This is a genomic window from Gloeobacter kilaueensis JS1 (genome assembly GCF_000484535.1).
Lineage (GTDB): Bacteria > Cyanobacteriota > Cyanobacteriia > Gloeobacterales > Gloeobacteraceae > Gloeobacter > Gloeobacter kilaueensis.
Genome location: NC_022600.1, coordinates 4,424,405 through 4,439,342, shown reverse-complemented (window position 1 = coordinate 4,439,342; position 14,938 = coordinate 4,424,405). Strand labels below are relative to the sequence as shown.

Genomic DNA, 14,938 nt, shown 5'->3' with positions numbered 1-14,938 from the left:
CCTGGACTGGGGTATACGTTCTGGCTGGTGGGTGGGGGCCGGTGCCATACTGGACGCGAATATTGCCCGTTCGAGCGGGCGATAAAAGGAAGGGCGTCATGGTCTCCACCATCCCGGTCGATCGATCAGGCATCGATCAACTGCTCACAGCGAGTGGGCCTGTCTCGCTGCGCGCACCGCACGGTACAGCCTTGCGCTGCCGGGGCTGGGTACAGGAGGCGGCCCTGCGGATGCTGCTCAACAACCTCGACCCGGAGGTGGCCGAACACCCAGAAAAACTTGTCGTCTACGGCGGTTCAGGGCGGGCGGCCCGCGACTGGCCAAGTTTGCGGGCGATCGTCCGCACGCTGCTGACGCTGGAAGCGGATGAGACGCTGCTCGTCCAGTCCGGCAGGCCAGTGGGGGTGCTGCGCTCCCACCCGGACGCGCCCAGGGTGCTCATCGCCAACTCGAATCTCGTACCGGCCTGGGCCAACTGGGAAACCTTCCGCAAGCTGGAAGCCGAGGGGCTCACGATGTTTGGCCAGATGACCGCCGGAAGCTGGATCTACATCGGCACCCAGGGCATTTTGCAGGGAACCTACGAGACTTTTGCGGCGGTGGCGCGGCGGCACTTCGGCGGCACGCTGCGGGGGCGGCTGGTGGTGAGCGCCGGGCTGGGGGGCATGGGCGGTGCCCAGCCGCTGGCGGTCAAGCTGAACGGCGGAGCGATGATCGCGATCGAAGTCGATCCGACCCGCATCCAGCGGCGCATCGAGCAGGGTTACTGCGACCGGGCTGCCGATTCGCTCGAAGAGGCGCTCGCCCTGGCCCAGGGTGCCCAGCAGGCGGGCGAAGCACTGTCGATCGGTCTATTGGGCAATGCCGCCCAGATCGTGCCCGCCCTCGTAGAGATGGGCGTGGTGCCGGACGTGCTCACCGATCAGACGTCTGCCCACGATCCGCTGGTGGGATATATTCCGGTGGGCTACAGCGTCGAGGAAGCAGCCCGCGCCAGAGCAGCCGACAAAGACGCCTACCTGGAGCAGGTCTACGCCTCGGCTGCCGCCCACGTCCGGGCGATCGTCGAGTTGCAAAAACGGGGGGCGGTGGCCTTCGACTACGGCAACAACCTGCGCCAGCTCGCCTTCGATCACGGCGTCGCCGACGCCTTCAGCTATCCCGGCTTTGTGCCCGCCTACATCCGGCCACTTTTTTGCGCGGGCAAGGGACCGTTTCGCTGGGTGGCCCTCTCGGGCGATCCAGCTGACATCGCCCGCATCGACCAGCTCATCCTCACCGAATTTGCCGACGATGCCCCCCTCTGCCGCTGGATCGATCTGGCAGCAAAGCACGTCCACTTCCAGGGGCTGCCCGCCCGCATCGCCTGGCTGGGCTACGGCCAGCGCGCCCGATTGGGGGGCAGAATCAACGACCTGGTGGCGACCGGCGAAGTCAGCGCGCCGATCGTGATTGGCCGCGATCACCTCGACTGCGGTTCGGTCGCCTCGCCGAACCGGGAGACGGAGAAGATGCTCGACGGCTCCGATGCGATCTCCGACTGGGTGTTCTTAAACGCCCTCATCAACGCCGTGGGCGGCGCTTCCTGGGTGAGCGTCCACCACGGCGGCGGCGTGGGCATCGGTTACTCCCAGCACAGCGGCATGGTGATCGTCGCCGACGGCACCCCTGAGGCGGCCCAGAGGCTGGAGCGCGTGCTCACGAGCGACCCGGCCACGGGCATCCTCCGCCACGCCGACGCCGGTTATCCGGAGGCGGTGGCCAACGCCGACGCCCACGGGCTCCGATTGCCGATGCGAGAAAGTTAGATGCCCGTCGATCTGCTGGTGCGCAACGCCCGTCAACTGGTCAGCCTGGCTGGTCCGGCTGCTCCGCGCGCCGGCCTTCTCCAGTCGGAACTTTCGATCATCGAAGACGGGGCAGTGGCGGTGAGCGAGGGCCGGATCGTCGCTGTGGGTTCCACCGAAGAGCTGCTTCGCAAATTGCCGCTCGATGGGCGGACAATCCAGATCGACGCAGCGGGTCTGGTGGTGACGCCGGGATTGGTGGACAGCCACACCCATCTGGTCTTCGCCGGTACGCGCGTGGCAGAATTTGACCTGCGCGCCCAGGGTGCCACCTATGGGCAGATCCTGGCAGCCGGGGGCGGCATCTACGACACCGTTCGTCGCACCCGAGCGGCGGATGCGGCACAACTTCTGGCCACTGCCCGCAGGCACCTCGGCTCGATGGCGCGCTTTGGGACGACGGCGCTGGAGGCGAAAAGCGGTTATGGCCTCGATCTTGAGACCGAGTGCCGACAGCTGGCGGTTCTTATGGAGCTGGACGGCCAGCCCCTCGATATCGCCCCGACTTTTCTGGGTGCCCACGCCGTTCCTTCCGGCGCAGATCCCGAGTCCTACGTCGAATGGCTCTGCGAGGCGGCGATCCCAGAAGTGGCCCGCCGGGGGTTGGCCCGTTTCTGCGATGTTTTTTGCGAAGCTGGGGTCTTCACACCCGAGCAGTCGGAGCGCATCCTGCGCACAGGGATGGCCCACAGCCTGCGCCCCCGCGTCCATGCCGACGAGTTGCACGACACGGGCGGGGCAAGTTTGGCGGCCCGCGTCGGGGCGATCAGCGCCGATCACCTGCACTGCGCTTCGGAGGTGGGGCTGGTTCAGATGGCCGCCGCCGGTGTGATCGCCGTCCTCCTGCCAGGAACAGCCGTCTTTTTGGGTCTTAAGACTCAGGCTCCGGCCCGGCGGATGATCGAGCTTGGGGTGCCGCTGGCTTTGGGCACCGACTTCAACCCCGGCTCCTGCTACTGCGAATCGCTGGCGCTCGTCATGTCGTTTGCTGTGAGCCAGTGCCGTCTCACCGCCGCCGAGGCCCTGGTCGCCGCGACGATAAACGGCGCTTACGCTGTTGGCCTGGGGGAGCGGCTGGGGAGCCTCGAAGTGGGCAAGCAGGCAGATCTGGTCATCTGGGATGCCGACGACTATCGCCTCATCCCCTACCACATGGGCACCAGCCTCGTGCGCACCGTCCTCAAGCGCGGCCAGATTCTCTATTCTTCAAACGGTTCGTCGCCATGTCCCAGCTAATCGAGTGCGTTCCTAACATCAGCGAAGGCCGCCGAGCGGAGGTAATCGAGCAGTTTAGCCGTGAGCTTTCCCAGGTGCCGGGGGTGGTTCTGCTCGACAGCTCCAGCGACCTCGACCACAACCGTTCGGTCTTTACCCTGGTGGGTTCCGCCGAAGGGCTGCAGCAGGCGGTTGTCAGGCTTTACAGCCTGGCCCTCGAACACATCGACCTGCGCCGGCACCAGGGCAGCCATCCGCGCATGGGGGCAGTCGATGTCGTGCCGTTTATCCCGATTCGCCAGGCGACGATGGCCGATTGCGTCGCCCTGGCCAGAAGCACGGCAGAAGAAATTGCCCGCCAGTTCGATGTGCCCGTCTTCCTCTACGCCGAAGCGGCCAGTGCTCCCAACCGCCGCGTGCTCTCCGAAATCCGCAAGGGCGAATTTGAGAACCTGGAAGCCAAACTGGCCCAACCCGAGTGGCAGCCGGACTTTGGTCCTGCCCATCCCCACCCGACTGCCGGGGCAAGTGCGATCGGGGCGCGCTTTTTCTTGATCGCCTACAACCTGCAGCTCTCGACAGGCGATCTTAAAATTGCCAACGCCATCGCCAGGGCCGTGCGCGCCAGCTCCGGCGGCCTCGCCAATATCCAGGCGATGGGAGTCTTTCTGGCCGAGCGCAACCAGGCCCAGGTCTCGATGAACCTGCTCAACTACGAAAAGACGCCCATCCATCGCATTCAAGAGCTGGTCAAGATCGAGGCGCGGCGCTACGGCGTGCAGGTAACGGGCGCTGAGATCGTCGGCCTCGTTCCCCAGGCGGCCCTGATCGAGGCCGCCGCCTACTACCTGCAGATCGAAAACTGGCAGCCCAGCCTCGTCCTCGAACAGGCGATGCTCGACAAGGAGTAATTTCTGTGCCCGACAATTCTCTTGCGAATCTTCCCCTCACGGGCCTGCTCGAACGCTTCGCGAGCAGCGAGCCGATTCCTGGCGGCGGCTCGGCGGCGGCCCTGGCCGGGGCAGTGGCAGCCTCCCTGGCCGCGATGGTGGCCCGCCTGACGAAGGACCAGCCAGATTTTACCGAGCAACCGGAATGGCTCGAAAAAGCTGACGCCCTGAGAACCCGGTTGAGCCAGGCCATCGACGAGGACGCCCTCGCCTACGAGCAGGTGGTCCTTGCCTTTGCCAGACCCAGGCAGACACCCACCGAAAAGCAGGAGCGCACCGCCGCGATTCAGGCTGCCCTGCAGGGAGCCGCCGCCACACCCCTCGCCGTCGCCCATCATTGCCTGGAGGTGGCCCAACTGGCCTGGCGGGTGCTCCAAAAAGGCAACCCCAACGCCAGCTCCGACGCGGCAGTGGCTCTGCTGTTTGCCCTGAGCGGGCTTGAAGCTGCCCTGCTGAACGTGGCGATCAACCTCGACAGCATCAAGGATCCGGACTACGTCGCCCAAAACCGTGCGCAACTGGAACAGCTTCTCCATCAAGGCCACCTGTTGCGCACAGAACTGTGGACGTTCCTGCCACAGCGCATCCGCTCGCTGCCTTGATAATGGGGCACAAAGCTTGATGGCTGATGTGAGGTACTACGTCTCGGTGTGGGCGAAGCGGCGGTAGAGAAAGTCGATGGCGATTACGCCGATCAGTGGTCTTTAATGCTCCGACCGACACGGGTTTAGCACCAGAGAGTCCAACGGGAAAGGTGATTGATGAATCGCCCCAAGAGCAATAAGGCTCTGAAAAGCTTAACTTTTTCAGACATGAAAATGTTCCAGTTAGGTAAGCTATGAGCAGAACTTGAGGTGGTCTGGCGGTGAAGATTACGCTGGAAATACCGGATGAACTGGCAGAACAAGTCGCCCAGGTAGAGGATCGCCTCTCCGAACTGGTGGCGCAGGCTATCCGCCAGCCTGAAGTTCCGGGGCATATCTACCGACACATTCTAGAGTTTCTGGCGAGCAACCCAACCCATGAGCAGGTGGTGGCGTTCCGGCCAGACCCTGCAATGCAAGAACGCCTGAAAGTCCTGCTTGAGCGCAGCCGTAACGGTGAGCTGTCGAGCAAAGACGTTCAAGAGTTGCAGGAGTATGAACGCATTGAACACTTGATGGTGATGCTAAAAGCAGGCAGTCTGCGTTTCCTGCAAAGCGCCGCTTGAGCGGTACATACATCTCAGCAGCTCTGCGCCGCTCGGTCAAAGCCAGGGCAGAAGAACGCTGTGAGTACTGCCAGTTACCCACTGGGGCATCATTCTTCTCCCATGAAATCGATCATGTAGTTGCTGAGAAACACGGCGGAGAGACAAATGAAAATAATCTTGCGCTCACCAGTTGGCGTTGAAACCGACATAAAGGCACAGCACGAAGGCTACTAAAAGTGAGTTAGGATGAAATGCTAAGTAGCTTTCGAACAAACAATGGAAGACCACGACCAGTATATCAGACACGTCGATCTATTAAAAAGGGCTTATGAGAAATACCAGGAGATTTCCTTAAACCAGGAAGTTGAAAGATTAGCCGAACTTCAGTACCTTAGATATCCCTGTGAAGTTCAACATCCTTTCAAGGGGTGACAGAGTAGGCTGCGCATCAGGCTAGACAAGCGTTCCAGGCTCCGCTTACATAAAAAAAGAGACTCGGAACACTGCCCCGAGTCCAGCCAACAAAAATGTTGCCTCAATTCTACCAGACTTTCTTTCGCCATCTCCTCACCCAGAGACAGTACATCCTTTTGTCTCTACTGCTTCAGACTCTTCAGACCCATAAACATCTCTGCCTCGGCAAGCTGTCTGAAGCTTTGCCCCTGCCGATTCAGGCTGACAGTCGCAAGACGGCAGTCCAACGTTTTCTGCTGCTGGAACGACTCAATATCCTCGAAGCATGGTTTCCGCTAGTGCTGTATCTAGTGAGGGAATATTTTTCCCCACACCACGTCCTCAAACTGGCAATCGACCGCACGACTTGGTGGCACTACAACGTGCTGTCTGTCGTCCTGGTGTGGGAGCGTCATGCTCTACCACTGCACTGGATATTGCTGGAGCACACGGGCAACTCAGACTTCACAGACCAGCAACTGCTGCTGTTGCCAGTCTTCCAGCTACTGTCAAATTACAAATTACGGCTTTTAGCCGACAGAGAATTTTGCAGCATCGAACTCGCCAACTGGTTGCACCGTAGGGGCGTCGAGCTTTGTCTGCGCTTGCGAGTCAGTGCGAACTTTCAGCAAACGGACAAGGAGTTTGTCTGCCTGAGTTCGCTGAATCTGCACCCTGGAATATCGCTGTTCATCCAGGGTGTACGTGTAACAAAGCGCAGGATGAGGAAGGGGTTTGCTCGTTTCAATATTGCCTGTCATTACGCCGAGCAAGTGCGGAACATGCGTCCAGCAGAAGGCTGGTACATCTTGACGAATTTACCCAGTCTGCAAAAAGCGATTGATGCCTACAAAGAGCGCTGGGGCATCGAGGTATGGCACAAGGATGTGAAGTCTGGCGGATACCATCTGGAGGGAGTACGGGTGAGTTTTGAGAGGATGATGCGGGTGCTGTTGCTTGCCGCGATTGCCTGGAGCATGGCGATGCTCAAGGGTCTGGAACTGCGAAAGAAAAGACTGGATAAGTATGGGGGTCGTCCGCAGGAAAACCAGCGAGAACTGGCTCGTCATAGTAGCTTCCGCCTGGGTCAGTACGCTCAGGTGTGGGCGCAGCAGGTGGAGCAGTGGTGGGAATTGTTGGAGGAATTGGTAGTGGCCTGCCCGAGTAAAGTCAAGTACTATCGACGAGGCATGGAAGCTGCAAAGCTGATACTGGGCCGAACGTAGCTTACTCTGTCACCCCTTGAACAACATCCTAATAACGATTATGTAATATCTGTAGAAAGCTATCTGGAAACACTAGTAGATGAAATTAATGACTTCAACTATTATATTCATGTGCAGCAAATATGGCAGAAGGTTTTGAAATCTTTTTCAGAGGTCATTGATAAATACTATATTAATAGAGAATTTACATGGCTTCCCCTATACTTTTGCTTGCATCAGCCCTATGAAATTAAGCAACGCTTCATCTACTGTGCAGTTCATGCTTGTTATGCAGATGTTTTTCAGAGCTTGTTTATAAAGTCGCTTCAGATTTTGGTGGGTGCAAGCGCTTGAGCATCAGTCGGATCATCGACACGTACACCATCGCTTCATGCGTCTCCGGCCATTGCTCATAATCTTTACTCAAACGACGACAGCGACCTAGCCAACCAAACGTTCGTTCCACCACCCATCGCTGGCGCTGCACCACAAAACCCTTGCCCTGCTTTTCGACGATTTGTACCTTCCAGCCACAGACCCGCTCGATTGCCTCACCTAAAGGTCCCTGATAACCCTGGTCAGCCATCACCGTCAAAAGGCGCGGTTGCTGGTCTTTCATGCCCATCAGCACCCCCACTGCTCCCTGGCTGTCATGGATGTTGGCCGCATGCACAAAGACAAACAGGAGCAAGCCAAGGCTGTCTACGGCGATATGGCGCTTGCGGCCCTTGAGCTTTTTGTTGCCGTCGTAGCCCGTCTCGAAGCCCCTTTTTCTGTGCTCTTGACTGACTGGCTGTCGAGTAAGGCCAAGCTGGGGTCCGCCTCCCGCCCGGCCTGCAGGCGCACCCGCTGCCTGAGAGTGCGGTTGATCGCCTCCCAGACGCCTTTATTTCTCCAGCGGGCAAAGTAAGCGTAGACCGTCTGCCAGGCCGGGAACTCACTGGGCAACATCCGCCATTGGCAACCGGTGCGGTTGAGGTAGAAGATGGCGTTGAGCACCTCGCGCAAGTCGGTCGTGCGCGGGTGGCCGCCAAACTTCGCGGCTGGCAACAGCGGAGCAATGCAGTTCCACTCTTGGTCAGTGAGATCGGTTGGATAGGGCTTGCGAGACATCGGCACAGGGTAATTATCTGCGTAGACTATAGCTCCTTCCTATCTTTATAAACAAGCTCTCACACTGATGCACCAAAACTTGAGAAAATCTTCGGCAATGTGTCTCTAAATAATAGAAAAATAGATGTTAATTTTTTAGCGAAAGTGTTTAAATGCAAAAGATGGTCTGCAGGAGAAGAATTGCTCAAGGCAATCCACCATATTAATGATGAATATCATGCTGAACTCATGGGCAATTACCGCACTTTAAGACAGCATCGAATACCTCCGAAACTACAATTGGGAGTAAGACCCGTAATTCAACGTGATGTTATTAAAGGATATTATATGTCGGACCATGGATTTATTGAGCCGGTTCCAAAAGAGACAGAAGTGCCCTCTAAAAAAATTGTCTGTGAAGATCTAATTTATCTGAAAGGCTTTGGAGCTACCAAGCCAATTACATTTGAAGATGTATTCTCTACTTTAGTTGTACAATCATCACGAATGCAGACCGCTCTCAAGCAATTCTGCAGGCTGATAGAGAATCACATATCTCTGGCTGAGCAACGTAGTCAATCTAAGGGACTAACTAATTAGAAAAGACATTTTTTCTGAGCGCGCGATTGGGGGGTAAGAGTAATTCCCTGCACCCCCAGCTCCTTCAAATCTCAGAGATAGTGAAGCCCATTGCATCCGTCACAGCGCCGGGCTAATTCTGAAGACAGCTACTGGAAGCATAAACCTACTTCCTCAGATTTATGCTTCCAATAGTGGCGAACTTGTACGTCAAGTCACAATAGGGCTACTCGAAGAGTGAGCATCTGACAGCGACGAGGAGCACCGAGAGAGCGGGCCACGCCATTCAAGCTAACGACGACTGCCAGCAGCAAGCCGCTTGCGGTCCACTATATAAGACCAGACACCGGCTCGCACTGGCAAACATGGGCTACTCTGGAGCGACCGCGAGCCCATGGACGGCTACTCGACAACAAGCAATATTGGCTTGTAGACCACAAGCTCCACATGAACCCGGAGTAAGGAAGCACATTAGTCGCCAACTCGCAATTAAAGTAATATGATACTACAAAACCCCGACTTGGTGTAAAATGGCAAACTTGGATAAAAACATTTTGCTCAAACTTGTTCTTAAAATTGACAATCAGCTGGTAGCTGATGGGGTGCTTCCTCATGTGAGGCCCATTTATGCGTATCAGCAGATTGCTTTCCAATTGAAAAGGATCAGTGATTTCTTGCTTGTACTGCAATACGGGGATCCCTTGTTAGATTTAGTCAAGTCTATCTATCAAGATCTGTATCGTGAAGTAGATTTATGGGGTGCTCCAGTCTATGCAGGGGCCGTTATGTTTCGAGACGTATTTTTCCCCATTTATATTCCAGACTGGAAATTGTATATAACTGATTATCTATTTTTTTCTAATCCTGCTCTAGACTGGGAAAGCGGTGCAATTCGCCCCAGCGATTTTCTTTCAAGTTCTGCTCGCTCCTTTGATATGACTGAGCTGCAAAAGCAATGGCTCTTTAGTGAAGAGTCTGTAGCAAACAGATATTTCGACCAATTCTTTGATTGTTTTGACTTTGCTCATAGTCTCAAAGAAGTTGAAATGACTGCAGCACCGTTGCCTGATAGATCTATTGAGTGGTTTTATCTCGCAAAGCAGTATCTAGAAGCTGCAGCAGCTACTCTTCTAAGCTCATTCAATAAATATGTTGCTATTCAAAACTGTTGTCTTGCAGTAGAAGTTCTTTTGAAGGGTGCTCTTCTTACCGTTCACGGCTTTAACGAAAGAAGGCTCAGGGACAATTACGGTCACGATCTTAACAGGCTAGTACATGAAGTCGTCACCCATTTTGCAAATATTGATGGTTTTAGACTACGTAATACAATCCAGACCTTTCCTGGATTCGTTGCAACTCGATATACTGCGCAGAACATTTCTCGTATTGAACTTGGCAATTATTTTATGACAGCACAGTACGTTGCAGGAGAGGTACTCCGCCAGTTTTCCAAGCGTGATTTGCGGCAAGATTTCATAGATTCGTCAAACGGGGAATGGGATTTTACACAAAGAATTTTTCCGTAGAGTTAGTCTTCGACATGTTCGTGAGTGCAGTGACTCCTCAGAGCCTGCTTGTAAATCATAATCCTGCTAACCTTCTCAGCATCAGCTTGCTCATCGCCAGGCATACCAGACACTCGCTCGTCTCTGCTAAACGCTCATAGTCTTTACTCAAGCGCCGATTGCGACATAACCATGCGAACGTCCGCTCTACCACCCCCCCTGCGGGGGCAGCATGCCATCGTCGAGGGAGCACTTGAAATCCTTGAGGCATTGGTGGTGGTTCCTCATTGGCAGGCACTCGCACCCACCGTCTTGGGCGTTGCACTACTTCCAGCTTCACCTGTGGCAGATGCTGCTGCACCCAGTTCATCAAGCGTGCTCCACGGTAGCCCATGTCTAACCACACCTTCTGCAACTGAGGAGAACTCTGACTAACTCCTTCCAATACCAATAGGGCTCCGTCACGGTCAGCTATGTGTGCCGGGTGGACCACCACCTTGAGCAGCCAGCCCTGAGTGTCGGTAAGGATATGGCGGCCTGCCCTCCGACTTGGCCCCGGCATGGGGGCATGGGGAGTTTCGACCATTGAGTTTTTTCGCGCCATCGTAGCCTCTAGGGCCACCATGTTCGGTGGTCTTGACCGATTGACTATCGAGAATCACGCCAGTGGGTTGAGCATTGCGACCAGCAGCCAGCCGGGTGCGCTCTCTGAGTGCAGTATTCAAGCGCTGCCAGAAGCCATGAGCCAGCCACAATCGCCACAGGGCGTAGACGGTTTGCCAGGGCGGGAAGTCTTTGGGAAAGCGCGCCACTGGCGGCTAGTGCGCAATACATACGAGTAGGGCATTGAGCAGGTGACGTATAGGCAAGGCGAGGACGACCAGAGCGTGACGGCGGAGGCAGTAGGGGCTCGAGCAGAGCCCACTCGCCTGATGGATAGAGAGGTTGAGGCATAGCCTCAGTCTAGAATCTGATTTACAAACAAGCTCTAATCCACGCTCTCAGAACTGGCAAGAGCACTTCTAATTGAGAGAAGGGGAGTTGGTGGGATTAACGCCAGAGGGACGGACGACAATTCACCCACTGCATATGAATACGCCTGAGCGAATTGCTGAACGTATAAGTTTGGCAAACACCTGAAACCGACACAAGTTCGACTTTAGGCACCACCAAGGTGGTTTACTTTCTTCTGGTTGATAGCCGGTTCGCAGACAAAGCACTTCTACTTTTGCTGAGTGTTTTGGGGTTCCAGCTCTTCCTGCTGCCATAGGAGGTCAGCGACGACACCTGTCCAAGGTCCGGTGTCTATCGGACTGGTGATGCGGGGGTTAGGTCTCAGTGTGGGCGAAGCGGCGGTAGAGAAAGTCGAGGGCGGTGTTGCGCAGTTCGTAGTAGGCCGGGTCTTCCATAATCCGGGAGCGCTCGCGGGGGCGGGCAAAGGGAATGGTGAGGATTTCGCCGATCCGGGCGGCGGGACCGTTGGTCATCATCACCAGCCGGTCGCACAAAAACAGCGCCTCGTCGATGTCGTGGGTAATCATCAAGACCGTGCAGCGGCTGGCATTCCAGATCTTGAGCAGTTCTTCCTGCAGTTCTTCTTTGGTGATCGCATCGAGGGCACCGAACGGTTCGTCGAGAATCAAGACTTCGGGCCGGATCGAAAGGGCGCGGGCAATCGCCACCCGCTGCTTCATGCCGCCGGAAAGCTGGTTGGGCTTTTTGTGGGCGGCGTCGGTGAGGCCCACAAGGGCCAGGTTCTCGCGGACGATCGCTGTCTTCTGGGTGCGCGACTTGGTGGGCCAGACCGCATCGACGGCCAGATAAATGTTCTCGAAGGCCGACAGCCACGGCAACAGGGCGTAGCCCTGAAAGACCACCATCCGGTCTGGTCCGGGGGCGGTGATGGGCTCGGATTTGAGTAGCACCTCCCCTTCGCTGGGGGTGAGAAATCCCGCCACCATGTTGAGCAGGGTCGTCTTGCCGCAGCCGGAGTGGCCGATGATGCAGACGAATTCGCCCTCGCTGACGGTGAGGTTGACCTGCTGGAGGACGGTGCGCGGACCGGTGGAGGACGGGAAGACTTTGGAGACGTTGCGCAGGGCGAGGAGCGTCTCGGGGCGGGTGAGATGAGAAGTGGACATGGTTTTGACCTCCTCAAAGGGCGACATCGGCGATGTAGACTTCGTTCTTGATGGTGAGCCGCCCCAGGTAGCCGATCGGATCGTCGGCGTCGAAGGGCAATCTGTCGAACAGCTCGATCGGTCCCCGGCGGTAGTTGACGTCGAGCCCCAGTTCGCGGGCAGCGGTCGAAAAGGCGTTCACCCGGCAGACGCGTTCGAGAATTTCGACCCAGTTGCGCGGAAAAGGCACGGTGCCCCAGCGCGCCAGTTGGGTGAGAATCCAGAGCTGTTCGGTGCGGCTCGGGCGATTGAGGCCGGGGCCAAAAAATTCGTGGTGGGCGTAGGGGCGGTAGTTGTCGCCGATGCGGCAGCTGGTCGGATCGTCGTCGCCCAGTTGAACGTAGGCCGGGTCGGTGTCGAGGTAGCGCGGATCGCGGAGGATGGCGCGCACCTCCTCGGCGTTGGCCTCCTCGGCGCAGAAGCGGCAGGCTTCAAGCAGCGCCTTGATGAGGGCGAGGTGGGTATTGGGATGGGCAACAAGCCAGTCCTCGCGCACACCCAGCACCTTGGCCGGATGCCCGAGCCAGATCTCAAGGTCGGTGGCGACGGTGAAGCCAATTTGCTCGACGGCGGCGCGGATGTTCCAGGGTTCACCCACGCAGAAGCCGTCGATGTTTCCGGCGCGCAGGTTGGCGACCATCTGGGCTGGGGGGATGGTGCGCAGATCCACGTCCCGGTCGGGGTGGATGCCGCCGGCTGCCAGCCAGTAGCGCAACAGCAGATTGTGCATCGACGAAGGATGCACCACCCCCAGGGTGTGGCGCAGGTCCGGCGTGCGCTTGAGGTAGTCTGCGAAGCTTTCGAGCGAAAAGATATCTTCTTTGAGAAAGCGGCGGGCAAGGGTGATCGCGTTGCCGTTGCGGGTGGTGGTGAGGGCCGTCGCCACCGGCAGGGGTTTCTCGTTCGCCCCGCCCAGGCTGAACCACAGGGGCATCCCGGCGGGCATCTGGGCAGCGTCGAACCAGCCGCCGGCGATGCCGTCGCTGATCGCCCGCCAGTTTCCCTCGCGCACCAGGCGGACTTCTTCTAAGCCGTGGCGGGCAAAGAAGCCCTTCTCCTGGGCAATCGCGAGGGGCGCACAGGCGGTGAGGGGCACAAAGCCAATCTGCAGGTTGATCTTCTCAAGGCCGTGGCGGGCGACGGGTGCCCTGGCCCGCAGCTGCTTGATCCGCTTTTGCTTGTTGAGAAAATAGATCATCTCGCTGCGCAGGCTGTAGTAGCCGGGGTCGTTCACCACTTCCAGGCGGTGGCGGGGCCGGGCAAAGGGTACCTCCAGAATCTGGTCGATGCCCGAGGAAGGGCCGTTGGAGAGCATGACAATCCGATCGGAGAGCAGCAGCGCCTCGTCCACGTCGTGGGTGACCATCAAGCAGGTGAGACGGCTCTCCTCGCAGATCGCCATCAGTTGCTCCTGCAGCGAACCTCGGGTGAGGGCGTCGAGGGCACCGAAAGGTTCGTCCAAAAGCAGCAGCTGCGGGCGGATGGCAAGGGCGCGGGCAATCGCTACCCGCTGCTTCATACCGCCGGAAAGCTGCTCCGGGCGGCTGTCGGCGGCGGCTTTGAGGCCCACCAGAGCGATGTGCTCCTCGACGATGGCGTTGCGCTCCTGCTTCGATTTGTCGGCGTAGACCTCATCGACGGCGAGGGCGATATTTTCGCGCACCGTGAGCCAAGGCAAAAGCGAATAGTTCTGAAAGACCACCATCCGGTCCGGACCCGGTTCGACCACCGGCTGGCCTGCCAGGATAACGCTGCCGTTTGTGGGCATGTCCAGCCCGGCCACGATGTTGAGCAGGGTCGATTTGCCGCAGCCGGAGTGGCCGATGAGCGAGACGAATTCGCCCTTGCGGATCGTAAGTCCGATGTTTTCGAGGGCGATGTACTCGCCGCCGTCGGCGAGGGTAAAGACCTTGTCAACCTGTTCGATTTCGATGAATACGGTCATAGCTGCCACTCACAGATAAAGGATGCGTCTGCCTACTCGAAGAAGACCACTTCGCCGGTGTCCAGCTCGTAGCGGGCTCCGACGACTTTTACTTTGTTGTCATCGACGAGCTTGGCGATGATGGGCCGGGCGAGCTTGATCTTCTCGACGTTGCGCAGCACGTTTGCCTTGATCGCGTTATCGACCAGGTCGCCTTTTTGGTCCTTGACCGAGAGCACCGCCGGTTTGATCGCATCGACAAAATCGGCGAGGTGGCCCGGAAAAACCGTTCCTTCGGTGACGGCCTTGCTCGCTGCCTGCACCGCACCGCAGCGAGAGTGGCCCATGACCACGATGAGCGGCGCACCGAGCACGGAGGTGGCAAATTCGAGGCTCCCTAAGATGTTGTCGTCCAGAAAATTCCCGGCGACGCGGGTGACGAAGATGTCGCCCAGGCCCTGATCGAAGACGATCTCGCTTGGCACCCGCGAATCGGCGCAACTGAGGACCGCCACGAAGGGATTCTGGCCCTTGGCCACTTCCTTGAGGCGCGTCGTGGTCAGATCCGGGTGCTCCAGCTTGTTGTTTACCCAGCGCTTGTTGCCGTCTTTGAGCCGCTGCAATGCCTGGGCGGCGGTGAGGTCGGTGACGGCAGCCGCCGGGTCGGCCTTCAGGCCCAGGTAGGTGGCGAAAAGACCGGTGGCGGTAGCCTGGATGAGCGTGCGGCGCGAGAAATGATGACTTTGAGAGTGCATGGGATGGTTCTCCTGATGAAAGTAGACGGGGGCGGTAAAGT

11 protein-coding genes and 3 pseudogenes are annotated in these 14,938 nt (G+C 57.7%); 9 read left to right on the top strand and 5 right to left on the bottom strand.

All coding sequences use genetic code 11. From position 1 onward, the window contains the following. Window positions 1-98 precede the first annotated feature (98 nt). From hutU to GKIL_RS20600, 7 genes and pseudogenes are all read left to right on the top strand, one after another. A complete protein-coding gene (gene hutU, locus GKIL_RS20625; protein ID WP_023175822.1) occupies window positions 99-1,808 on the top strand; it encodes a urocanate hydratase in 1,710 nt (569 codons plus the stop codon). Then, window positions 1,809-3,083: an imidazolonepropionase gene (gene hutI / locus GKIL_RS20620; RefSeq protein WP_023175821.1), complete on the top strand. Its 1,275-nt coding sequence runs from the start codon at window positions 1,809-1,811 to the stop codon at window positions 3,081-3,083. It abuts the gene before it with no gap. After that, entirely contained in the window at window positions 3,071-3,973 is a 903-nt protein-coding gene (gene ftcD, locus GKIL_RS20615) for a glutamate formimidoyltransferase (protein ID WP_023175819.1), read from the top strand. The genes hutI and ftcD overlap by 13 nt, the downstream gene beginning before the upstream one ends. Before the next feature lie 5 nt (window positions 3,974-3,978). Next, complete coding sequence (locus GKIL_RS20610) at window positions 3,979-4,614, top strand: cyclodeaminase/cyclohydrolase family protein (protein ID WP_023175818.1); 636 nt, start codon at window positions 3,979-3,981, stop codon at window positions 4,612-4,614. 263 nt (window positions 4,615-4,877) lie between these two features. After that, entirely contained in the window at window positions 4,878-5,222 is a 345-nt protein-coding gene (locus tag GKIL_RS20605; protein ID WP_023175816.1) for a hypothetical protein, read from the top strand. Then, window positions 5,219-5,401 (top strand): annotated as a pseudogene (locus GKIL_RS25990) (HNH endonuclease); the annotation flags it as partial. The gene GKIL_RS20605 and the pseudogene GKIL_RS25990, both read left to right, overlap by 4 nt. Before the next feature lie 330 nt (window positions 5,402-5,731). Continuing rightward, the gene (locus tag GKIL_RS20600) at window positions 5,732-6,883 is read left to right on the top strand and encodes an IS4 family transposase (RefSeq protein ID WP_023175815.1); all 1,152 of its coding nucleotides are present in this window, start codon (window positions 5,732-5,734) and stop codon (window positions 6,881-6,883) included. A gap of 292 nt (window positions 6,884-7,175) precedes the next feature. Here GKIL_RS20600 and GKIL_RS23940 read toward each other — a convergent pair. Beyond that, window positions 7,176-7,975 (bottom strand): annotated as a pseudogene (locus tag GKIL_RS23940) (IS5 family transposase). 99 nt (window positions 7,976-8,074) lie between these two features. Between GKIL_RS23940 and GKIL_RS25045 the strand changes: the two are divergent. Together GKIL_RS25045 and GKIL_RS20585 are read left to right on the top strand one after the other, a co-directional pair. Continuing rightward, the gene (locus tag GKIL_RS25045; RefSeq protein ID WP_144080438.1) at window positions 8,075-8,554 is read left to right on the top strand and encodes a hypothetical protein; all 480 of its coding nucleotides are present in this window, start codon (window positions 8,075-8,077) and stop codon (window positions 8,552-8,554) included. 509 nt (window positions 8,555-9,063) lie between these two features. Next, complete coding sequence (locus GKIL_RS20585; RefSeq protein WP_023175813.1) at window positions 9,064-10,059, top strand: hypothetical protein; 996 nt, start codon at window positions 9,064-9,066, stop codon at window positions 10,057-10,059. Window positions 10,060-10,114: 55 nt separating this feature from the next. Here GKIL_RS20585 and GKIL_RS23935 read toward each other — a convergent pair. The 4 genes and pseudogenes from GKIL_RS23935 to GKIL_RS20570 all read right to left on the bottom strand — a co-directional run bounded on the left by GKIL_RS23935 (window position 10,115) and on the right by GKIL_RS20570 (window position 14,897). Beyond that, window positions 10,115-10,992: pseudogene (locus tag GKIL_RS23935) on the bottom strand (IS5 family transposase). Between the two features lie 374 nt (window positions 10,993-11,366). Beyond that, window positions 11,367-12,179 (bottom strand): nitrate ABC transporter ATP-binding protein, encoded by an 813-nt coding sequence (locus tag GKIL_RS20580; protein ID WP_023175811.1) that lies wholly within the window; start codon window positions 12,177-12,179, stop codon window positions 11,367-11,369. Window positions 12,180-12,192: 13 nt separating this feature from the next. Then, window positions 12,193-14,163, bottom strand: a complete 1,971-nt coding sequence (locus tag GKIL_RS20575) for an ABC transporter ATP-binding/substrate-binding protein (RefSeq protein WP_023175809.1) — start codon at window positions 14,161-14,163, stop codon at window positions 12,193-12,195. Window positions 14,164-14,195: 32 nt separating this feature from the next. Beyond that, window positions 14,196-14,897, bottom strand: a complete 702-nt coding sequence (locus tag GKIL_RS20570; protein WP_023175808.1) for a carbonic anhydrase — start codon at window positions 14,895-14,897, stop codon at window positions 14,196-14,198. Window positions 14,898-14,938: the final 41 nt, after the last annotated feature.